This window comes from Tolumonas lignilytica, assembly GCF_000527035.1.
Classification (GTDB): Bacteria; Pseudomonadota; Gammaproteobacteria; order Enterobacterales; family Aeromonadaceae; genus Tolumonas; species Tolumonas lignilytica.
Genome location: NZ_AZUK01000001.1, coordinates 1,874,980 through 1,897,973, shown reverse-complemented (window position 1 = coordinate 1,897,973; position 22,994 = coordinate 1,874,980). Strand labels below are relative to the sequence as shown.

General features: G+C 53.0%; 17 protein-coding genes. 7 read left to right on the top strand and 10 right to left on the bottom strand.

What is annotated here, in order from left to right:
• Positions 1 to 3: 3 nt before the first annotated feature.
• From H027_RS0108815 to H027_RS0108790, 6 genes are all read right to left on the bottom strand, one after another.
• A complete protein-coding gene (locus H027_RS0108815) occupies positions 4 to 486 on the bottom strand; it encodes a DUF943 family protein (protein ID WP_024872094.1) in 483 nt (160 codons plus the stop codon).
• Complete coding sequence (locus H027_RS0108810; RefSeq protein ID WP_024872093.1) at positions 486 to 1,697, bottom strand: DUF3289 family protein; 1,212 nt, start codon at positions 1,695 to 1,697, stop codon at positions 486 to 488. The genes H027_RS0108815 and H027_RS0108810 overlap by 1 nt, the downstream gene beginning before the upstream one ends.
• A complete protein-coding gene (locus H027_RS0108805; RefSeq protein ID WP_024872092.1) occupies positions 1,694 to 2,560 on the bottom strand; it encodes a DUF4123 domain-containing protein in 867 nt (288 codons plus the stop codon). The genes H027_RS0108810 and H027_RS0108805 overlap by 4 nt, the downstream gene beginning before the upstream one ends.
• The gene (locus tag H027_RS0108800; RefSeq protein WP_024872091.1) at positions 2,557 to 4,593 is read right to left on the bottom strand and encodes a type VI secretion system Vgr family protein; all 2,037 of its coding nucleotides are present in this window, start codon (positions 4,591 to 4,593) and stop codon (positions 2,557 to 2,559) included. The genes H027_RS0108805 and H027_RS0108800 overlap by 4 nt, the downstream gene beginning before the upstream one ends.
• A 127-nt stretch (positions 4,594 to 4,720) precedes the next feature.
• Complete coding sequence (locus H027_RS0108795) at positions 4,721 to 5,329, bottom strand: HAD family hydrolase (RefSeq protein WP_024872090.1); 609 nt, start codon at positions 5,327 to 5,329, stop codon at positions 4,721 to 4,723.
• Positions 5,330 to 6,283, bottom strand: coding sequence for an NADP-dependent oxidoreductase (locus tag H027_RS0108790; protein WP_024872089.1), 954 nt, complete (start codon positions 6,281 to 6,283; stop codon positions 5,330 to 5,332). It abuts the gene before it with no gap.
• Between the two features lie 277 nt (positions 6,284 to 6,560).
• Between H027_RS0108790 and H027_RS0108785 the strand changes: the two genes are divergently transcribed.
• The 3 genes from H027_RS0108785 (at position 6,561) to glpD (ending at position 10,652) form a co-directional block, all read left to right on the top strand.
• Positions 6,561 to 7,406 carry an MIP/aquaporin family protein gene (locus tag H027_RS0108785; RefSeq protein WP_024872088.1) on the top strand — a complete coding sequence of 282 codons (846 nt, stop codon included), beginning with the start codon at positions 6,561 to 6,563 and terminating at the stop codon, positions 7,404 to 7,406.
• A gap of 28 nt (positions 7,407 to 7,434) precedes the next feature.
• Positions 7,435 to 8,928, top strand: a complete 1,494-nt coding sequence (gene glpK / locus H027_RS0108780; protein ID WP_024872087.1) for a glycerol kinase GlpK — start codon at positions 7,435 to 7,437, stop codon at positions 8,926 to 8,928.
• A 182-nt stretch (positions 8,929 to 9,110) separates the two neighbouring features.
• Positions 9,111 to 10,652: a glycerol-3-phosphate dehydrogenase gene (gene glpD, locus H027_RS0108775; RefSeq protein ID WP_038149232.1), complete on the top strand. Its 1,542-nt coding sequence runs from the start codon at positions 9,111 to 9,113 to the stop codon at positions 10,650 to 10,652.
• A gap of 224 nt (positions 10,653 to 10,876) precedes the next feature.
• Here the strand turns inward: glpD and H027_RS0108770 are convergent, their stop codons facing one another.
• On the bottom strand, positions 10,877 to 11,638 hold the full coding sequence (locus H027_RS0108770; RefSeq protein WP_024872085.1) for a DeoR/GlpR family transcriptional regulator: 762 nt from the start codon (positions 11,636 to 11,638) through the stop codon (positions 10,877 to 10,879).
• Between the two features lie 343 nt (positions 11,639 to 11,981).
• On the opposite strand from H027_RS0108770, the gene dbpA reads away from it, so the two are divergent.
• The 3 genes from dbpA (at position 11,982) to H027_RS18350 (ending at position 18,739) form a co-directional block, all read left to right on the top strand.
• Positions 11,982 to 13,391 carry an ATP-dependent RNA helicase DbpA gene (dbpA, locus tag H027_RS0108765; protein ID WP_024872084.1) on the top strand — a complete coding sequence of 470 codons (1,410 nt, stop codon included), beginning with the start codon at positions 11,982 to 11,984 and terminating at the stop codon, positions 13,389 to 13,391.
• Positions 13,392 to 13,459: 68 nt separating this feature from the next.
• Positions 13,460 to 14,944 carry a DEAD/DEAH box helicase gene (locus tag H027_RS0108760; RefSeq protein WP_024872083.1) on the top strand — a complete coding sequence of 495 codons (1,485 nt, stop codon included), beginning with the start codon at positions 13,460 to 13,462 and terminating at the stop codon, positions 14,942 to 14,944.
• A 153-nt stretch (positions 14,945 to 15,097) separates the two neighbouring features.
• Positions 15,098 to 18,739, top strand: coding sequence for a response regulator (locus H027_RS18350; protein ID WP_024872082.1), 3,642 nt, complete (start codon positions 15,098 to 15,100; stop codon positions 18,737 to 18,739).
• Here H027_RS18350 and H027_RS17690 read toward each other — a convergent pair.
• Both H027_RS17690 and H027_RS0108745 read right to left on the bottom strand, forming a co-directional pair.
• Positions 18,690 to 20,060: an HD-GYP domain-containing protein gene (locus tag H027_RS17690; RefSeq protein WP_038149231.1), complete on the bottom strand. Its 1,371-nt coding sequence runs from the start codon at positions 20,058 to 20,060 to the stop codon at positions 18,690 to 18,692. The genes H027_RS18350 and H027_RS17690 overlap by 50 nt on opposite strands.
• Before the next feature lie 91 nt (positions 20,061 to 20,151).
• Positions 20,152 to 20,640, bottom strand: a complete 489-nt coding sequence (locus H027_RS0108745; RefSeq protein ID WP_024872081.1) for a MarR family winged helix-turn-helix transcriptional regulator — start codon at positions 20,638 to 20,640, stop codon at positions 20,152 to 20,154.
• Between the two features lie 131 nt (positions 20,641 to 20,771).
• Here H027_RS0108745 and H027_RS0108740 point away from each other — a divergent pair, with 131 nt between their 5' ends.
• Complete coding sequence (locus H027_RS0108740) at positions 20,772 to 21,929, top strand: aminotransferase-like domain-containing protein (RefSeq protein WP_024872080.1); 1,158 nt, start codon at positions 20,772 to 20,774, stop codon at positions 21,927 to 21,929.
• 63 nt (positions 21,930 to 21,992) lie between these two features.
• On the opposite strand, the gene metF is transcribed toward H027_RS0108740, so the two are convergent.
• Positions 21,993 to 22,886: a methylenetetrahydrofolate reductase gene (metF, locus tag H027_RS0108735; protein WP_024872079.1), complete on the bottom strand. Its 894-nt coding sequence runs from the start codon at positions 22,884 to 22,886 to the stop codon at positions 21,993 to 21,995.
• Positions 22,887 to 22,994 lie beyond the last annotated feature (108 nt).

Sequence of the window (22,994 nt, the reverse complement as noted above, 5' to 3'; positions counted from 1 at the left end):
TTTTTAGTGTGATTGTTTATTACAATTTATAAACTGTTTTTCACCTGTATCACTTATAAAAACGTTACACGATTCATCATCATAATAGTCATAAAATCCCATCCAATAGCCATCTCTCTTTCGCGCAACAAAAAACAACCTATCATCTAAATTAATACACGGTTTTTTTTCATCTTTCCGACTTGGGATACATATTTGTTTTGCCTCTTCCTTTGTTTTCATTTCAAAAAAATTCTTCACAAAAAGGAAATATTCAGACTGATGAAGCATATGATAACTATTCATTAATTCAACTTTATGATCATCCCAAAATGATATTGCACCATTAATGTCGGTCGGTGGATTAGAAACCATCACTATGATAGACCTATTATCATTGTTGTTTTCATAAATATTTTCTATTTTAACTCTTAGTAATGACCAAGAAATAAAACATAATGCAGCAACAAAGAGCAGGACACAGAAAAACAGGCTGCCTCTTTTCATTAAAATTTCCCACTTATATTTTGAACATGATTCATTTCGGTTATGAAAGGTTTATATCCAAATTTTTTATATCTTTGCAAAATAAACCATGCCCTAAAAATACGAAGAAACTCAAAATATTTATGCCCATCAATATCATCAACATTTAATCCAAAATGATCCTGAGCTTTGAAAGAGACAACACCATTAAATGTTCTACTAATAATGTCTATCTGCATTTCTTTTAATGACAGCTGCAAAGACCAAATTCCATGTACTGTAATTCCCAATCCATTAAACCAATCAGGCCATGTATCAAAACCAGGTAAATGGATAATATGTTTTCCATGCGCTAATTCATACCATATACCTTTAAGATCATCTTCCGTTAGTTCTCCGCATTTTTCATTTATTTTTTCAGAAAAGGCATTTTGTATATGTTTTACTACTTTTTTTGTGTTTTCATGTTCACTTGCAGCTTTATTCAGCAAGAAGTGTGTAAATTTATTACCCGTATTTTGTTCAAACCGATCTATCATCATCTTGGTTAATGGGCTATATTCCCCCGATGATACCAAACCGGCAAATAGTCTGAAGTTGGTAAAATGATCACTCGCCGGAAGCTCAAACTCATACCTCAGCTTACTGAATGGTTTAAACATTCCAAGATTCATTATTTCCTCTTTTGACATGTCTCCAGATTGCATATCATCGGCAGTCATATCATCCATTGGATGTTGCGATTGAAAAATTACTTGTGGCAAATGTAAGTCTGATAATGATCTAACTTCAAGTAAGTAACTGTTATTGCTCACCATTCGTAGTGATTTGCCTGTTTGACCCGCTTTATGTCGCTCAGGAATAATCTCCGGCTCTAAATACCAGACATCACCAAGTGTAATATTCTGAAATTTAATTTTGCTCTTTTTATACCCTTTATGCGTCTCTGCATACTCTTTAGCCGGCGAAATCTGCGGAGCTGGCCGTGGTTGATGTTTCTGGGCTTCGTTCAATAGTGCCGGGGTATCCATTTTGAGTTCAACAGGGCCGGCAGGAAGTTCGGTCAGTAGCAGATAACCGCCCGACAACATGACCTGATGCTCGGTTCCTGATGCATCCTTTAATTGGCCATGCAATGAACCGAAGGGATGGTTCATTTCATCCACCAGACGGATTTCCAGCCAGTGATCTTTCGGTTGGCAATCCCGGCATTGGTTTATTTGGGCTGTCATCTTGATTCCACTTCGCTGTTCTCTGTTTTTGTGATTTGTTGAATGACTTTGAGCATCAGGTCGCGTTGTTCATCGGTATGACAGATCCCCGGCAGTTGCCGAATGTCAGGCCACCAGTGCGGGAAACCCATCAGATGCAAGATCATCCAGCTTGGTTGCCATAGCACAGGTATGGTTTCCATTGCCTGTGGATACAAAGCTTCCAACTGTGTCGAAATCGCACCATGTTGCTCATAACACGTGGTGGTCAGCTCATTGGCATTGCGCCAGAGCCACTGTTCAAGATTAAACAACACTATGTTTTTTTCACCCGGTTGCCCGGCAAAATGCGCGTCTTTCATTCGCCACCAGGGTTCATGATGTTCGGTTAAATCCGGTTCCAGATAGGGTACCGCACTCAGCCACCCCCCCTGATGCCAAAGCAGAAATTCATGGGTAGGCCCGAGAAAACGGCGGGTTTCTTCTTCCGTAAAGGTGAACAACATCGGCCCCAAAATGCGCGGATCGTAATAACGGAACAACACTTCTTCGCCATCCAGTCCGGCGGTCAGCAGGCTTTGCCAGTGCCGGACCAGTTTTTCGGGTGGGCATGCCGAAGCGAGCAGTAGTCCCGATGCATACTCGTTTGCCTCTTGTTGCTGCCACCAGCTTTCCCAGCTGGATAATTGCGCCAGCGGCAACAGCCAGGGGCCACTCAGAATATCATCACTCCATTCGGTACCAGCATACAGCGGCCAGCAATCGGTTGGTTCGGCGTGTTGATACCAGTATTGCAGCGGTTGGTTATCCGCCAGCGGATCGATGAGCACATAGATCTGCCATTCTGCTGGCAGGCTGTTTTTCCATTCCGTCAGCGTGTTCATGGTTTATGTCTGCGACAGGTTTTACTGGCGGCTGCTTTCTGTTTGCGCGCTTCGGCGACAACGGCGGCTACCGGTTTCTGCACGGGCAACAGATTCGGATCAGTGCCCGACAGGGGTGCCGCGCCACCGTTCAAACTAATGGCCGGTGCCACCATCTGTACGCCGTCGGGGCTCAGGCTGATAAAACTGCCGCCAACCTTAAGGGTCAGACCGGCCCCCGCCTGCATATTGATTTTGACACCGGCATGGTGATGAATTTCATCGCCCACTCTGACGAAAAAGGAGTGATCCACCTGCATTTGCTGTAGGCCTTTAAGTTTCAACTGATCATCGGCATTGAGTTCTTCGAAACTGTCTTTCTGTACGGTTTCGTGGCGATCGTGTCTGACCCGTTCAATGGCATTACCCTGCGTGAGACGGTGACTGTCACCATCGATGGTGGCATAGGCGTTGGCTTTGACCATCAATTCCCAGTTCCGTTGTGCATGCAGGTAGATTTGTTCATGTTGCTTCTTGTCTTCAAAACGCAGCTCATTAAATCCTCCGCCACCGGGCGTGGAGAGCGTTTTGAAAACCGTACGGGTTTTATGCGCTGGCAGAGCATACGGCAGGGCATTGGCACCGTTGTAGACGCACCCGAGTACCAGCGGGCGATCCGGATTGCCATGTTCAAAACTGACCACCACCTCCTGCCCGACCCGCGGGATCCAGTGATTGCCATAGCCATTCCCCGCCCAGCTTTGTGCTATCCGCAACCAGCAGGAGGTTTTCTCGTCAGCCTGACCTTCTCTGTCCCAATGAAATTGCACCTTGATGCGACCATCAGCGTCGGTATAGATCTCTTCGCCTTTCGGGCCGGTGACGATCGCGGTCTGATAACCGGGGAGCTTTGGACGTTTCTGCCACCACTGCGGAACAAATAAAGTTTGCCACGGGATGGCGATAAACTGGTTGTGATAATGGGCCGCACCGCCGCTGGTTTCTTCCAGTACCTGTGGTTGCTCGCCTGCATGATGGACTTGCCGTATCAGCCACAAGGGCTCGAATTCACGGCGAGGCAACCCATTGAAACGGGTGAATATACCGGCCCGCAGACCGCCATGATCGGTCACTCCCTGCAACTCAATGGCCGTTTGCAGATGGCGAGCCTGCGCGAGTTTAGCCTGACGCAGATTCTCCGCCTCCGTCGTGCTCAGGCTTGGCCAGCGATATTCTTCAAGCATTTCGGAAGGGTTCATCTGGGCAGAGGGCTGCTGTGAGGAAGAAAACTGCGTTTGGTCATTTTGCGCCGTGGCATCGGGCGTTACCTCGCTGTGAAGCGGAGCCGCGGGTCGCAAAAACGTGTAATCACGGGCAGAGACCTTGCCGGATACTGTGCGCCAGAAAGTCTGACATTCCCGCAGGGCCGGTGCTTCCGGATTTAAGCCATTACCGGGGACATAATCCAGACTGATGCCATTCGGAAAGGCGGCATTGGCATCCCCCAGCACCAGACAATGCTGACCACCTCGGCTTTCATAGTGATAATGAATCCCCGCTTCAGATAGAATGCGATGCATAAAATCATAATCCGATTCTGCATATTGCACGCAATAGTCACGAGGCGAATGGGTTTCATTTAACCGCCAGTGATAATCCAGCGTCGTAAACCCGGCTTCCTGCAGCAGTTGTTCGACGATCTGTCGCACGGTGACTTGCTGATAAATTCGGTAATTGACGCGATAACGCAGTAAATCGAGACGTGGTCTGAGCGTGACCTGATATTCGGTCAGTCGCAATCCGGTATCGCCCTGACTGATGTCATGCACCACGCCCGTGATTTCATGCACCCCGTCAGGCGTCTTGATGGTCAGACAACAGGTTTGGTAGAGAAAAGCGGCTAAATCGAGCTGATTATCTTCGCACACCAGCGTGATATGAAACTCAAAACTGTTGCTGATGTACTCTTCGCCACTGAAGCGTAAAACCTGAAAGTCGGCGGCAGGGCCCGTGACGGTAAACAGAAACCGGGCCGTATTGGCTTCGAAGAACATAGAGGGACCCCGCTGTCATTGCATACTGATGTGCATAGCTGGCGGCCCGATGCCGCCGGAAACGGGAGTCTAGAAGAATAGGTCATCGGCCATAAGCCGTTAATTACAACAGCTTACGGCGGCGATGTCAGAGCTGTAACGAGGGGGCTGACCAGAGCGTACGGACATCAACCGTCGCCATGCCGGCTGCTGCCGCGGCTTTCAGACCGGCATCGGCATCTTCAAAAACCAGACAATGTTCGGGTTTCACGTTCAGCTTTTCTGCGGCTAGCAGGAACGTATCCGGCGCGGGTTTCGGACGATTGACCTGATCGGCACCGACCACGATCGGCAAATAATGATCCAGTGCGATGCCAGCCAGAATGCGTTTCGCCATCTGGGTGTGGCAACCGGTGCCGACGGCCATCGGCTTCTCACCAAGAAAAGGCAACACGACACCAGCAACCAGCGGGGTCGGCGATAAGGTGGTCGGCAACAATTCATAGAATCGGCGATCGCGGACATCAACCACCGCAGGAACATCAACCTGCATCCCTGCCTCTGACGCCAGAATTGCCACGGTATCCGGAATAGGCACACCGCCTAACTGTTGCATCCGTTGCGACGTGAACGGGATCTCAAACTGGGTCAGTGCGTGCTGCCATGCCAAATCGTGGGCATGCAGGGTATTGGACAGTGTGCCGTCGAGGTCGAAAATCCAGGCGGCATATTTCTGATAAGATGGTATATCAAACATTTACATCTCCTGCTGGCTCGGATCAAGCAATAGCTTGCCGCGCGTATGACCACTTTCTATCGCCAGATGTGCTTTTGCGCCTTCCGTGAGCGGATAAATCTTACTGACATGGATCTGTAGTTTTCCGTCAGCGCACAACGCCAGCAAGGCGGCCAGCCCGTCACGATCCGGATGCACCAGCATGCCGGAAACGGTTTTACCTTGAGTATCCGCCACGGCTTTAATGGCTGGCACTGCCACGGTCGGCACGGTGATCTGCCGTCCGCCCTCTTTTAATAGGCTTAGGGCTTGTAATCCGCTCTCGAATCCGACCAGATCAAATACCAAATCGACCTGCCCAGTCAAGGCGGCCATGGCGGCAGGATCATGATAATCGACGACCTGATCCGCACCGAGTTGTCTCAGAAAATCATGATGGGTTTCGGATGCGGTGGCGATCACGGTCGCACCGGCTTGTTTCGCCAACTGCACGCCAATGTGCCCCACTCCGCCTGCCGCCGCAGAAATCAATACGGTTTCGCCTGCCTGCAACTGACCATGCTCGAATAATCCCTGCCAGGCCGTGAGCCCGGCCAGCGGCAAGGCCGCCGCCTGAGCATGCGTCATATTTTTTGGCACGGGCAGTAACTCCACAGCCGGAGCCAGCATCGTCGAGGCATAAGCCCCTCCGTCAAAGGTCATACCGCACACCCGTTGGCCAACCGTCAATGCGGTGACATCAGCCCCGACCGCTTTCACCACACCGCACACATCAAAACCCGGCGTCCACGGTAAACGATCCTGGTATTTTTGGGCCGCCCAACCCAGCCCGGCGCGGGTTTTTACATCGATTGGATTGACGCTGGCGAAGAGAACATCCAGCAGCACCTGCTCGGCGGCGGGTGCGCTTAATGCCTGTTCTGAAAGTTGTAGTACGTCGACACCGCCAAAACGCGTCAGTTGTAGTTGAGCCATCCGAGATCCCCTGTTCCCATCCTGTTGCCAGCAGCATAACAAGAGAGTCGTCAGAGCGCGATGGTTCCTTGCCCGTCTGAACGGTCAGAAAAATGGCAAGAAAACAAGATTGTTATCATTTATTAACACCAAACGAGCATTTGCGAAAATTTTTATGCGCGAGATCAAACATTCAGATTTCAGATATGTTCCTTTTCCCAACATTTGTTAATAATTTGTTTGTTGTATGCAAAATGAATGTTACGGAAAGTAACGCCCATTTATAAAGGAATGCACGATGAACAAACAAAATACACACACTCTGACCGGCGAGTGTCTCGCCGAGTTTATCGGAACTGGTTTACTGATTTTCTTCGGTGTCGGCTGTGTGGCAGCACTGGTATTAGCGGGTGCGAGTTTCGGCCAGTGGGAAATCTCTCTGACCTGGGGCTTTGGCGTTTCCATTGCCGTCTATGTCACTGGCGGGATTTCCGGTGCACATCTGAATCCGGCAGTCACCCTGGCCCTGATGGTCTGGAAAGGTTTTGATAAGCGCAAAGTGCTCCCCTTCGTTCTGGCACAGCTTGCCGGAGCCTTTTGTGCGGCAGCACTGGTTTACTTTCTTTACAGCAATCTGTTTATCCAATGGGAACAGACACACCACGTCATCCGGGGTTCCGTAGCCAGCCTGGGCACGGCAGGTATTTTTTCCACCTATCCTAACGCTTTGCTGACTAACTTTCAGGCCATGACCGTGGAATTGGTGATTACGGCGGTATTGATGATGAGCATTCTGGCACTCACCGATGACAACAATGGAGGCTCCAAGAGTTTTGCACCCGCCCTGCTGATTGGCATTCTGATTGCCGTGATCGGTGCATCACTGGGCCCGTTAACTGGTTTTGCCATGAATCCGGCACGTGATTTCGGCCCGAAACTGTTTGCGTTCTTTGCCGGTTGGGGTGATGTCGCGCTGACTGGTGGTCGCAGCAATCCTTACTTCTGGGTACCGATCGTCGGCCCGTTACTTGGCGCACAACTTGGTGCCGCCGTATATGTCAAGTTACTCGCACCTTACCTGCCGGCCAATCGCATGGCGCGGATCCAATCTGAAACAGAAAAACCAATGAAAGCTGCGGCCTGATGAGCACGCCCCATAAATGGAGAACAACATGACACAACAACGTTACGTCGTCGCACTCGACCAGGGAACCACGTCTTCACGTGCGATCGTTTTCGACCATGATGCACGCATTGTGGCGGTATCACAGCGCGAATTCACTCAGTATTATCCGCAGCCGGGCTGGGTGGAACATGATCCGATGGAGATTTGGGCAACCCAATCCTCAACCCTGACCGAGGCTCTGGCGAAATCCGGTATCCACAATGACCAGATCGCGGCGATTGGCATCACCAATCAGCGTGAAACGACGATTGTCTGGGAAAAAGCCACCGGTAAACCCGTCTATAACGCCATTGTCTGGCAATGTCGCCGTACCGCGGCGATCTGTGAAGAGCTGAAAGCGCGCGGGCTGGATAATTACATCCGTGAAAACACCGGTCTGCTGCTGGATGCTTATTTCTCTGGCACCAAGGTGAAATGGATTCTGGATAACGTCGAAGGCGCCCGCGAAAAAGCCGAACGGGGTGAATTGCTGTTTGGTACCGTCGATACCTGGCTGATCTGGAAAATGACCAACGGCGAAGTGCATGTGACCGACCCGACCAATGCCTCACGCACCATGCTGTATAACATCCGCGATTTACAGTGGGATGGTCATATTTTGCAGGAACTCGGCATTCCGGCTTCCATGCTGCCGGAAGTTCGCCCCTCTTCCGAAGTGTATGGCACCACGACCCGTGGTGGCGGTGCGCACATTCCGATCTCCGGGATTGCCGGCGACCAGCAGGCGGCGCTGTTTGGCCAGCTTTGCTTTGAAAAAGGCATGGCTAAAAATACCTACGGTACCGGTTGCTTCCTGCTGATGAATACCGGTGAAACGCCGGTGAAATCGGAAAGCGGCCTGCTGACTACCATCGCGGTCGGCCCGACTGGCAATGTGAACTACGCACTGGAGGGGTCAGTCTTTATGGGCGGTGCCACCGTGCAATGGCTGCGCGATGAATTGCGTCTGATCGACGACGCCACAGATACCGGCTACTTTGCCAGCAAGGTAAAAGATTCAAACGGAGTCTATCTGGTTCCGGCGTTCGTCGGGCTGGGTGCCCCCTATTGGGATCCTTATGCCCGAGGTGCGATTGTCGGCCTGACTCGCGGTGCCAACCGCAATCACATCATCCGAGCGGCGCTGGAATCCATCGCCTATCAAAGCCGGGATGTGCTGGATGCGATGCAAAAAGATTCCGGCATTCGTCTGGCTAGTCTGAAAGTGGACGGCGGCGCGGTCGCGAATGATTTCCTGATGCAGTTCCAGTCCGACATCATGGGTACCACCGTGGTGCGCCCTACCCTGATTGAAACCACAGCCCTGGGCGCCGCTTTCCTGGCGGGGCTCGCGGTGGGTTTCTGGAAAAGCACGGCGGAACTCAGCGACAAATTCAGTGTAGACCGCGAATTCACTCCGGCATTAGCCACCGATCAGCGGGAACAACTGTACGCGGGCTGGCAAAAGGCGGTGACACGCGCTCAACACTGGGTTGATTGATGCCAAATTCAGGGCCGGAAACACCTTCCGGCCCTGATTGCACGACTGACATGGTCATGCCCATACTAAATTTCATTTATTGATCACATTTTCATCACACTAACGTTCGAAAATGCGCTATATTTTCGATAACGAACACTAATATGTTTTTATTCGAGCATTTTGACGCTGGAGCAAACAATATGATGAATACCATTCCGCATTATGATTTGGTCGTCATTGGTGGCGGTATCAATGGCGCCGGTATCGCGGCCGATGCCGCCGGACGCGGACTGTCCGTGGCGCTGTTTGAGGCAAACGATCTGGCCAGCGCCACCTCTTCGGCTTCCAGCAAACTGATCCACGGTGGTTTACGTTATCTGGAACACTACGAATTCCGTCTGGTCAAAGAGGCGTTGGCAGAGCGTGAGACCTTACTCAACATGGCGCCACATATCACCCGCCCCATGCGGTTTCGTCTGCCGCATCGCCCACATCTGCGCCCTGCCTGGATGATCCGGGCCGGATTATTCCTTTACGACCATCTGGCCAAACGGGTCACACTGCCTGCATGCCGCAGTGTCCGTTTTTCCGCCAATGATGGGCTGCAACCGCAACTTGTGAAAGGATTTGAATATTCCGATGCCTGGGTCGATGACGCCCGACTAGTAGTATTGAACGCGATGCTGGCACGTCAGCATGGTGCGCGCATCGAAACACGGACCGCGTGTATCAAAGCCCGTCGGGAAAAAGATCACTGGCAATTGACACTGCAGGATCAACTCAACGGTAACACCTTTGATGTGACCGCCAAGGCCTTGGTCAATGCCACCGGCCCATGGGTGAAACGGCTGTTCGATGAGGCCATGGCACTGACATCACCTCGCAATATCCGACTGGTGAAAGGCAGCCACATCATCGTGCCGCGCATCCATGAGCGCGAAGAGGCGTATATCCTGCAAAATGAAGACAAGCGCATTGTGTTTGTGATCCCATATCAACAACACTTCTCGCTGATCGGTACCACCGACCTGGAGTATCAGGGCGATCCGCGGGCCGTGAAAATTGATGCCGAGGAAGTGCAGTATCTGTGCGATGTCGTGAATAAACACTTCATTCATCAGCTCACGCCGGATGACGTGGTGTGGAGTTATTCCGGCGTGCGTCCACTCTGCGATGATGAATCCAGTTCACCACAGGCGGTGACCCGTGATTACACGCTGGAACTGTCGGATGAACAGCGGCAAACCCCTTTGTTGTCTGTCTTCGGTGGCAAACTGACGACGTACCGGAAACTGGCACAGGCGGCCTGTCATAAGCTGGCACCCTATTTCCCGCAGATGCGGGCTGACTGGACGGCGACCACCCAACTACCGGGCGGTAATTTTGAAGGCAATGTGCTGCACCTGACGCAACGCTATCGCAAGCAAGCACCGTGGCTGGATGCCACCACCGCCAAACGCATCGCCAGTTGTTACGGCAGCCTCGCCGCTGACTGGCTGCCCGCCGAGTTAACGATCAGTTTCGGCAATACGCTGTGTGTCGAAGAGGTGGATTATCTGATCAATCAGGAATGGGCCTGTACGGCGGAAGATATTTTGTGGCGCCGCACCAAGCTCGGTTTAACGCTGGATGATGAAGCAAAAGCACAGCTCGAAGCCTATGTGACACAACGAATGGCGGCACGAATTGGTAAACCAGTAACGCAAATAAAAGAGAAAATCGAAGAAACATCAGCAGCTTAAGCGTTGGGACTTCAGCCTGAACTATCATGCAAGATGGGCAAAGGGTCCATTCCGACAACCCTCCGCGTCAAGGATGACGCGGCGGAGTCCCCATGGATGGGTTTACGACGAGTTGGCGGGGTGGAACCTTTGACCGGTGCTCGCTATGCAAAAATCCACGGAGGGTCGTCAAAATGGTTCCTTCGTCCTCGTTTTCGGTATCAAGATCCACTATCTCATGCGGATTAGCAGAGACAACACTCCACCTGTCCCTGCTGCATGATCCGCTGGATTTCCTCCGGTGGCGGTTGATCGGTAAACAACACATCCACCTGACTGATATTGCCAAGATTCACCATCGCATTACGGCCAAACTTGCTGTGGTCGGTGGCCAGAAACACCTGCCGTGAATGCTGGATAATCGACTGCGCAACGCGAACCTCGTGATAATCAAAATCGAGCAGCGCGCCGCTCATGTCAATGCCGGAAATGCCGATGATGCCGAAATCCATGCGGAACTGACCGATAAAATCACGGGTGGCTTCGCCAATGATGCCACCATCGCGGTTACGGATCTCCCCGCCGGCAATGATGACCTTGAAATCATCTTTTTCGGTCAGAATCATCGCCACATTGAGGTTATTGGTCACAATCCGCAGGTCTTTGTGATGCAGCAATGCCCGCGCAATCGCCTCGGTGGTGGTACCGATATCGATAAACAGCGACGCCCCGTCGGGGATGCGGGCAGCCACGGCCGCGGCAATCCGCTCTTTTTCTGCCAGTTGCATCACTTTGCGCGTGCTATAGGCCGTGTTGCTGGTGCTGGAATTGGGTAATGCCGCCCCGCCATGATGCCGGATGATTTTTTCCTGTTCTGCCAGATCGTTCAAATCACGGCGGATGGTCTGTGGGCTGACATCAAACTGCGCCACCATCTCCTCGGTGGAAACAAATCCATGTTGGTTCAACAGGTTCAATATGGCCTGATGTCGTTGACTTTGTTTCATGTTCACTCCCTGCGTGTCACCGCCATAAACGGTCACGGATCTCACCCTATGCGAAAAAGTTAGCGACAGCATGGTAGCCGGATTTTTCGCTGGCGAAAATAAATTCACACCAGCATGACATCAGTTTGCAAACCGGGCCACCTTCCCTTAAGCTACGCGCCGTTTGATGCGTTGTTTGCACGTTTTCACCTTTCTCCTTGCCGTTTGATACTTCATCAGACGCTGCGGCCTGAAACCGGTACAAATTTCCCCGACACTCGTTAGCACTTTGTGGCGATGTCCTGCGTCCGACACCCGTTTCGCCTGTTCGGCGGTCTTTTTATTGGTTCTATTCAGGATAGTTATGTCTGATCAAAATTCGGCTGCAACCGCAGCATCGGCGGCGTTTGCACAACTTTCATTACAACCGGCACTGCTGGAAAACCTGCAATCGCTGGAATATCTCGCGATGACACCCATTCAGGCACAGAGTCTGCCCGCCATTCTGGACGGCAAAGATGTGCTGGCGCAGGCCAAAACCGGGAGCGGTAAGACCGCTGCGTTTGCGCTCGGCCTGTTGCAGAAACTGGATGTGAAATCGCTGGCGGTACAGGGGCTGGTGCTCTGCCCGACGCGTGAGCTGGCCGATCAGGTGGCCGGTGAAATCCGCCGTCTGGCGCGCCTCATTCCGAACGTTAAAGTGCTGACGCTGTGCGGCGGTATGCCGATCAACCCGCAATTCAGTTCACTGGAACAGGGCGCGCATATTGTGGTCGGCACGCCCGGTCGTGTACAGAAGCATCTGGATAAAGAAAGTTTAAGCCTCGACAGCCTGAAAATCTGGGTACTGGACGAAGCCGATCGTATGCTCGACATGGGCTTTGCCGATGCGATGCGCGAGATTGCCAAGGTTTGTCCGCGTCAGCGGCAGACACTGCTGTTCTCTGCCACCTACCCGCAGGATATTCAGCAGCTGAGTGCCGAATTTCAGCGCAATCCCTTGAGTGTACGAGTGGAATCCACCCACAGCGCGCACCAGATCGAACAGCGTTTCTTTGAGCTGCCGAATCAGGAAGCCAAGTTCCCAGCGCTGCTTAAACTGCTACAACATTACCAGCCACGTTCCACCGTGATTTTCTGCAACATGAAACAGCAGACGCAGCAGGTCGCCGACCAACTGAAAGCCAAGGGCTACAGTGCGCTGGCGCTGCATGGCGATCTGGAACAACGCGAACGCGATCAGGTGGTGGTGCGCTTTGCTAACCAGAGCTGCGCCGTGTTGGTCGCCACCGATGTCGCCGCGCGCGGGCTCGATATCAAAGAACTGCAGGCGGTGGTGAACTACGACATCACGCCCGATCCCGAAGTGCACGTGCACCGCATCGGCCGTACCGGTCGTGCCGGCCAAACCGGTCTGGCACTGACACTGACCACAGCCACACAGGGTAGCCGCGTGGTGGCAGTCGAAGATTACCAGCAAAGCCGTGCCGTCTGGGGCGATCTGGATGCGCTGAAAAAGAACCCGGACAACATGAAGCCGGAGATGGTCACCCTGTGCATCGATGGTGGTCGCAAGAGCAAGGTGCGCCCCGGTGACATTCTCGGTGCGCTGACCAAAGAGGCCGGTTTTAACGGTCAGCACATCGGCAAAATCAACATCGCCGAACTGCATGCCTATGTCGCGGTGCATCACAGCATCGCCAACAAGGCCTACAACTATTTACAAGACGGCAAGATCAAAGGCCGTAAGGTGAAAGTCCGTAAACTGGTGTGATGCCTTATCACTATTAATCACCGATTTGCTCGACATTCATATTTATCTGAAACAGGAATTATCAATTAATGTCATTTAACGAACTGGGTTTAAGCGAGCCGCTGCTGCGCGCCATTCAGGACAAAGGCTACGACACACCGTCCCCTATTCAACAACAGGCGATCCCTGCCGTGCTGAGTGGTCAGGATGTGATGGCAGCGGCGCAGACCGGGACTGGAAAAACCGCCGGTTTTACCCTGCCGCTGCTGCATCGTTTATCGCGTGGTCATCTGGCACGTGCCAACTCAGTGCGCGCACTGGTGCTGACGCCAACCCGTGAACTGGCGGCGCAGGTCGCCGACAGCGTCACCACTTATGGTAAATACCTGCCACTGAAATCGGTGGTGGTGTTCGGCGGTGTGAAGATCAACCCGCAAATGATGGCGATGCGCAAAGGCGCCGACGTACTGGTGGCGACGCCGGGGCGTCTGCTCGATCTGTATAACCAGAACGCACTGCATTTCCGCCAGTTGGAAGTGCTGATCCTCGATGAAGCCGACCGCATGCTCGACATGGGCTTTATCCGCGATATTCGGAAAATTATTGATTTGCTACCGAAACAGCGCCAGACCCTGATGTTCTCCGCTACCTTCTCCGATGATATCCGCACACTGGCGCAGGGCTTGCTCAACGAACCGCTGCAGATCGATGTTGCCCCGCGCAACACCACGGCCGAAACCATCAAACAGACCATCTGTCCGGTGGATAAAGGCCGTAAACCGGCGCTACTGACACATCTCATCAAGAGCAACAACTGGCAGCAGGTGCTGGTGTTTACCCGTACCAAACACGGTGCCAACAAACTGGTGCAACAACTGGAAAAAGAAGAGATCCAGGCTGCGGCCATCCATGGCAACAAGAGTCAGGGCGCACGTACCCGTGCACTGGCCGGGTTCAAGGATGGCTCCGTACGTGTGCTGGTCGCGACCGATATCGCCGCGCGCGGTATCGACATTGCCCAGCTGCCGCAGGTGGTCAACTATGAACTGCCGAATATCGCGGAAGATTATGTGCACCGTATCGGTCGTACCGGTCGTGCCGGCATGGAAGGTCATGCGATTTCGTTGGTCAGCGCCGACGAACAGCCACTGTTGCTGGATGTCGAAAAGCTGATCAAGCAGATCCTGCCACGCGAGGAATTTGACGGCTTCAAGCCGCAGAATCCGGTGGCAATGACCACGGAAGCGCAGATCAGCAAGACACCGAAAAAACCGAAAAAGCCAAAAATTAAGGTGGAACAGCCTCAAACGGAGCGCGATTCACACCAACAAGCCGCACACGCACCACAAGGTGAAAAACAGCAGGAAAAACGTAAGGTGCTGTCGGTGCATACCGGTCAGCCGCGTCCGCATGCGCCGAAACAGCATGAAGGCGCAGCCAAACCGGCGGCCCGCCCCGGTACGGCCAGAAGTGCCCAGCAAAAGCCGGCGCACGGCGCAAACCGCCCGGCAAATCGTCCTCAGGGGTCGCGTCCTGCCACTGGTGGCCCGCGCAATACTCCAAAGCCGCAATAACCCTGCCTTACCCACCGGAGCCTGCACAGGCTCCGGCTATTTCGCTGACAATTCTGCCGGCAAATCCCCCTGTCGGAGCGATTAGAACTACACTGATGATAGGCCTTCACCACATGCCAAACACCGGCATGAATGCAGGAAGTGCGGACATCCATGAAACAACGCGCGACAGAAGAAAAAGGCACATCGATTCTGGTCTGGTTATTCATTACCTTATTGATGGTAGTGCTGGGCGTGGGCGCGCAAAAAAATTATGTCGAAAACAAACAACGTGAAGAGTTAACCAAACAGGTCCACCAACTTACTCTGGATGTGCATGCGATCAGCAGCCACAGTCCAGCGATGGGTGCGAGTGTCCTGATGGGGCTGATTTCTGACAGCATCAAACAACGCTTGGATCATCAAATTCCCGCCGATGCCCCCCGCCTGCATCAGGAATTTACCAGCATGTTGCAGGAATACGACGCCAACACCGCGGTGGTGATCGACAATACCGGGGTGATCGTCGGTTACTGGAATACCAATCCGGCTTACAGTTCTCTGGGGCTCAATGTCAGCTTCCGTCCTTATTGGCAACGCGCCATGCGAGGTGTGGCCAGTGTCTATCCGGCACTGGGGACGGCAGATGAGCTACGAGGTCTCTACATTGCGGCGCCGGTTCATCGCAGCATTGTCAGTCACTCCCCGGTGATCGGGGTCTATACCATCCGAATCAATGCCGATTTACTCGATGAAAAGCTCAGAACCATTCCCAGCCCGGCCCTCTTGATTTCACCCGATGGAGTGGTGTTTTCTGCCAACCGGCCAGAATGGATCCTAAAATTGACCGCCCCTCTGAGCCCGCAACAACGAGCAAGGCTAAACGCCAGCAGACAATTTCAGAATCTGTTCCGCAACGCGATGCCAGCGTTACTGCCATTTCAGTTACATGCCAAGACCACGCTGTTCGAGGGTAAAGACTACGCGGTCAGTTCTGAGTTGCTGGACTGGCCGGATGAACAGGGTTCCTGGCAGATTGTCGTCTTGCAGGATATGAGCAACTGGCTGCCGTTCTGGCAGGCCGCCTTGTTAACTATCGGCATCATCGCCATGATGGGGGTGCTGCGCTGGATTTGGTTGTTGCAACACCGAATGGAGGAAGACACACTGGCCGCCGTGGAGATGCAGCAGGAAATGCAACGGCAAGCCCGGCAACATCTGCAAGATCTCTCTGATGCGCTTCCGCTGGCAATTTTCCAGTTTCATCAGAGCAACCAGCCGGGGCAATCCCGCTATACCTATGCCAGTGCCAAGACCCGCGAGGTACTGGGTCTCAACGCGTATGAACTGCTGACCGATCCCATTTCACTGGAACGCATTCTGCTCGCGGAAGATCGCCCTGCGGTGCTGCAGACCATCAACCATGCCATTCAGCACAAACTGGATTTTGAATTGGATCATCGCATCACCCGCAACAACGAGGTGCGATGGGTGCGGGTCAAGGCCATCTGCAGCCGACAGGAGCACGGTGAGTGGATCTGGAACGGTTACTGGATGGATATCACCTCCCGCCACCGGCAAACCGAACAACTGCAGGAAGCCAAAGACGCCGCCGAAGAGGCGACCCGAACGAAGTCTATGTTTCTTGCCAACATGAGCCATGAGATCCGTACACCGATGAACGCGGTCATCGGGCTGGCTTATCTGGCGCTCAAAACCGAACTGACCCCGAAACAGCGCGATTATCTGAATAAAATCCATCACGCCGGCACGACCTTACTGGATATCATCAACGATATTCTGGATTTCTCGAAGATTGAAGCCAACCAGCTGCAACTGGAGCAAACGGCGTTCAATCTTGATGATGTTCTGGCTAACCTTTCGGTCATGTCATCCCAGCGCGCTTATGAAAAAGGACTGGAACTGCTGTTCGATGTCCCGTCGGATATTCCCCGCAACCTGATTGGCGATCCGCTGCGCGTCGGACAAATTCTGATCAATCTGGTCAGCAATGCCGTGAAATTCACCGATCGCGGCTATGTGCATCTGCAAATTCAGGCACTGGCGCGACAGGGTGACACCATTACCTTGCAGTTTGTGGTGCGGGATACCGGCATTGGCATGACACCGCTGCAACTGAGCCGGCTGTTTCAGGCCTTCACGCAGGCCGATGGTTCCACCACCCGCCGTTTTGGCGGCACCGGTCTGGGCCTGACCATCGCGCGTCATCTGGTAGAAAAAATGGGCGGCAGCATCCAGGCCGACAGCGAACCCAATGTCGGCAGCCAGTTCACGTTTACCATCCCACTACTGGTCGGCCAGCCACTCCATGAACAACGGCAGTTGATCCCCCGCAGCATTACCAATCTTCGTATCCTGGTGGTCGACGATAATCAGGTCGCCAGCGATATTCTGCTGGCGGCACTGCGCCAGCTCCCGGTCAAACCGGAGGCGGTCAACAGCGCAGCCGTCGCCTGGACACAGCTCCAGCAAGCCGCCGCAGCCGGGCAACCCTATGATTTACTGATGACTGATTGGCAAATGCCGGAAATGGACGGCGTGATGCTCGCACAGAAAGTACAGCGGATGCCCTCACCACCCCGCATGATTCTGGTGACGTCATTCAGTTATGACGAGGTGCAGGAACAGGCCAGAGCAGCAGGTATTGAGGGCTTCCTGACCAAGCCGATCAGCCAGTCGCAGGTCGTGGATTGCCTGATGCGCCTGTTCGCTCCGGCACACGGAGAAACCGCCGCCGCACTGGAACAGATTGCCTTGCCTCAGTTCCGTCAGGTGCGGGTGTTGCTGGCCGAAGACAACCCGATCAATCAGCAGATCGCCGTCGAATTGATGGTCGCCTGTGGCATTCACACCGATATTGCTGCCAATGGCAAAGAAGCGTTGTCGCTGCTGTTCTCGCACGAACCGAAACATTACGATCTGGTGTTTATGGATCTGCAAATGCCGGGGATGGATGGTCACGAGGCGACCCGCGTCATCCGTGCCGACGCCCGGTTTCAACATCTTCCCATCATTGCCATGACCGCCCATGCCCTGCAGGACGAACGCGAGCGCTGTCTGACGGAAGGCATGAACGACCACATCGCCAAACCGATTTCGCCTGAGCTGTTCTACCAGTTACTGAAACAATATCTGTCTTATAAATTGACGGGGGTCAGCACCACGACACCTCGGGAAACGACACTGCCCAAACTGGAAGGACTCAACAGCAAAGTGGCACTGCAGCGAGTGAATGGCAACCAGGTTTTTTATCTGCAGCTGCTCCGGCAATACAGCCGGGAACAAGGCAATACTGCGCAACAAATCGAAACCTTGCTGGCACAGCAACAAATCGACGCCGCCTTACCGCTGGCGCACAGCCTAAAAGGCGTTTCTGCCAATATCGGGGCCGACCCCATCGCCATGCTCGCGGCCCAACTCGAAAAAGCGTTGGCTAATCACCAGCCGATGGACGAACTGAACGCACTCAACCAAACCCTGATGGCGGCATTGCAGCAGCTTTGTGCACAGATCGATGCCTTGGATAGCAACGCCGAGATCGGAACGTCGGCCTCTGCCCCCGTCACCGATGATGCCATGCTGACTCTGTTGAAAAAAATTCAGGACAACGATTGCGAAGCGTTAGATCTTTTTGCCCAAATGGAACCCGGCCTGCAACAACGGATCCCGATCGCGGAATTACAACAGATCAATCATCACCTGCAGGCCTTCGACTTCGATCTAGCACTGCTGCAACTGGAACGGTTCACGCCTGCTCCGGCAACGGCAGCGCCAGACGCTCAATCACCCGGTTGAGTGCGGCAAAACAGTCTGCATCAATGGCGGTGCCGACCGATTCCGCCATGATATCGAGTGTTTTCGGAATTGGGATCGCCCCCCGATAAGGTCGCACCGCGGTGATGGCATCAAAGATATCGGCGGTAGTGATGATACGGGTTTCCAGCGTGATCTGTTCCGCTTTCAGCCCTTTCGGATAACCTTTGCCGTCCAGGCGTTCATGATGCGCCCCTGCGACCACCGCCAGCTCCGCAAAGGCCGAAATCCGACTCAGGATATTTTCGGTGAATTCAGCATGGCGCTGTACTGCCGCCCATTCGGCGGCATCCAACTTGCCCGGTTTATCCAAAATGGTGTTACTGACACCCAGTTTGCCCACATCATGCAACAAGGCACCCCGTTTCAGCCAACGACGCCGCTGTGCTGATAAGCCAAGTTCCTGCGCCAGCATGTCGGTATACAGCGCCACCCGGCCACTATGCCCGGCAGTGTACGGGCTTTTCGAGTCAACAACCTGACCAAAGGCCGCGGCGATCTCATCCAGATAATCTTCATCTAATGGTCGCTCCCCTTCACCAGCCAGCAACGCAAACACTTGCTGCTCCAGCATCGGTGACGCCAGGGTTTGCCAGAAACGCTCCTCTCTGGCGACCTGTTCAAACAAGCGCACCAGCATCGGATCAAACCATTTTCCCGCACGCTGTTGTATTTCATTTCGTGCTGCGGCAGGCCCGCTGGCGGAATGAAACACATCAACAACCTGTGCCAGCAACGCAATACGGGCATACAGGGGGATCTGCTCACCCGCTAGCCGCTCTGGCTTACCACCGCCATCCCAATGCTCATCCAGTGATAAGATCCCTTGCGCAACCGGTTCACTGAACCGTAATTGACGGGCAATCTCGGCCCCGCGCTGACAACGGGTTTGGATCAACTCCGTGGCGATCTGCTCACCATTGCGGAAAATAGTAAATAAACTGCTGAAACGTTCGGTCAACCCGGCTTGCAGGCCGGTATGTTTCAATACAAACGTCACCACGTTGGCGATGCTGCTATCGACTTGGGAATAATCGTGCTTAAAACGCAAATCATCCGTCAGATATAACTCACAGATGCGGGCTGCGTTGCTGCTGCAACCCAGATCTTTCAGCAACAGCATGTAATACAGTTCATGTAATTGCGGTGCCGGTAACCCCAGCCGTTCACCGAGTTGCATGCCGATCCAGCAACAGCGTACACAATGCCCTTCCGGTTGCCCTTCGGTAATATCCAGCGCATGACTGAGCGAACCAATCAGTTCCGACAGACGTAACTCATTACTGGTGCCCAATCGCTGCATATCACGACACTCTCAATATTGGATTAAATAACAATACGCAGCAGAGGCCCAAAAGGTGCAATGCATGGCGGAGTACGCCAAAAACACGAAATCAGTCTTCGGTCGTGCGCGTCGGTAAGGAGGTGGTGTGACACAGCAAATGCGCAAATTTGGTATCGGCCAGTTTTTGCATGATCTCCCGCCAATGCTGCTCGGCCTCGCTGCCTGCCGCCACAAACACTTGGGTCATCAGTTCCCGCTGGCTTTGGGACAAACGGTTTTCCAACGTCCGCCCTTGCTCACTGAGCGTTAAGCGCTTGATGCGTTTATCAAATTCATCCGGAGTCGCCACGATCAGATCTAATTCTTTTAGTACGCGTAACGGGCCGTTCAACGCCTGTTTACTCACCCCAAGGATCTTCAGCAACGCATTGACACTGATCGCCGGATTTCGACCAACAAAATAGAGAATGCGATGATGCACCCGCTGTAACCCTTGTTCCGCCAATATGGCATCCGGCCCGGAAGTAAACGCACGGAAGGCAAAATGAAACAGTTCTAAGGCCGCATTGAGCGAATTTTGATTATTTGGGTCAACCATATTGACTTAGCTTAATGTGCTGGCAAGATAGGTCAACATTGCTGACATATCTGTCGATAATTTCCTAAAATTTATCGTCCTGCATCAGAAATAGCAATGCAACATCCTCATATTGCCTAACCGGAGGCCGCATGTTTGCCGAGCGTATCCAACATCTCACATCTTCAATCATCCGAGAAATCTTAGCCAGCGCGCAAAAACCTGATGTCATTTCATTTGCAGGCGGTTTACCGGCGGAAGGCAGTTTTCCGGATATTGACTGGTCAGTCTTACCCAACAAGGTCAGACAATATGGCATGAGTGAAGGTGAACCCGAACTACGCGAAGCGATTGCCGCCGAAGCACGCCAGAAAGGGATCGCCTGCGATGCCAGTCAGGTGCTGATCCTGTCCGGTTCGCAGCAAGGGCTGGATTTAGTTTCCAAGCTGTTCATCGATCCGAACAGCAACGTACTGGTGGAATCACCGACTTATCTGGCGGCATTACAATGTTTTAATCTGTTTCAGGCTCAATGCCGGGGCATTCATCTGCATCAAAATGGCCCCGATGTGGCGAATTTTGAACACCAGATCCGCGATTACAAGCCGCGCTTTGCCTACCTGATCCCCAGTTTTCAGAATCCGTCAGGCACCTGTTACGACGTCGCCTCTCGTCAGGCGGTGGCCAGCTTGCTGGATCAATACCACCTGCCATTGATTGAAGATGAACCTTATTGCGAACTGGATTACGACCATCTGGCCAAACCGCCCATCTGCTCTTTTATGAAAACCGCCCCGTGGATTTATTCCGGTTCGTTTTCCAAAGTGCTGATCCCCGGTTTGCGGATTGGTTATCTGATTGCGCACCCGGATCTGATCACGCATCTGGTACGCCTGAAGCAAGCCGCCGATCTGCACACCAACCGCCCCGGTCAATGGCTGGCGCTGGAATACATGAATTCCGCCGATAAGCCACAACGTCTGGAGCGGTTGCGTGAATTTTATCGTGTCCGCCGCGATGCGTTTGCCGCAGCACTGGAGAGTGAATTTGCCGATCTGGCGGAATGGCAGATCCCCTCCGGCGGGTTGTTCTTCTGGTTAAAACTGAAGAACCCCATCGATACCCGTCCGCTGTTAAAAACGGCACTGGCAGCCGGAGTGGCCTTCATGCCGGGCGAAGCGTTCTTTGCTGAAGCCAACCCACCGAAGGGGTATATCCGCCTGAATTTCAGCCATACCGATCCAGAGAAAATGGTGGAAGGGTTACGCCGTCTGCGAAACGTGTTGTTGGCGGAGAACACGGCTTCCTAAGCCATTAACAACAAAAAAGGCGCCATCCGGTAAGGTATGGCGCCTTTTTTATCATCGGTTCACTTACGCTTTAGGACGTACACCCAGTGTGTGACAGATCGCGTAAGTCAGTTCAGAGCGGTTCAGCGTATAGAAGTGGAAATCTTTGACCCCTTCTCGCGACAGCACACGCGCCATGTCGATGGCGATGCTGGCACCGACCATGTTTCGCGTCATCTGATCATCATCGGCAATGCCTTCAAAACGCTGATGCAGCCATTGCGGAATTTTCACATTGGTGAAACCGGCAAATTTCAGCAGATTTTTGTAGTTCGATACCGGCAGAATGCCCGGCACGATTTCCGCTTCGATCCCGATTGCAGCACAGCGGTCGCGAAAACGCAGATAACTTTCCACATCGAAGAAGAACTGAGTGATGGCACGGTTGGCACCGGCATCGATTTTACGTTTCAGATGCAGCAGATCCGCCTGTGCGCTTTTCGCTTCCGGGTGTACTTCCGGGTAAGCTGCCACGGAAATATCGAAATCGGCCACCTCTTTCAGCAGGGCCACCAGCCCGTCGGCATACATTTCCGGTTTGTGGGCGCCCGCTGGCAAATCGCCCCGTAAGGCGACGATATTGCGAATACCGTTATCCCAGTAATCCTTAGCAATCGCACGCAGCTCGTCACGGCTGGCATCAATACAGGTCAGATGCGGTGCTGCAACCAAGCCGGTACGTTCTTTAATGTCTTTGATAATGCTGTGTGTACGGTCGCGAGTACCGGAGTTCGCACCGTAAGTCACCGATACAAATTTCGGTTTCAGTTTGCTCAGACGTTCAATCGAGTTCCACAGCGTCAGTTCCATAGTTTCCGTAGCGGGCGGGAAAAACTCGAACGAAACATTAATATCGCCACTCAATTCGGCCAGATTCTGGTTCAGGGCTTCTACCTGACGTGCGCTGTCAAAACTCATCATTACTCCTTGCCTGCCTTACGGCCTGTGGGACGGAAGGCTCCGCTTCCTGCATCGTCAAAACAGATGTTTGGACGTCTAAATGTCCATACATCTTATTTGAACTGT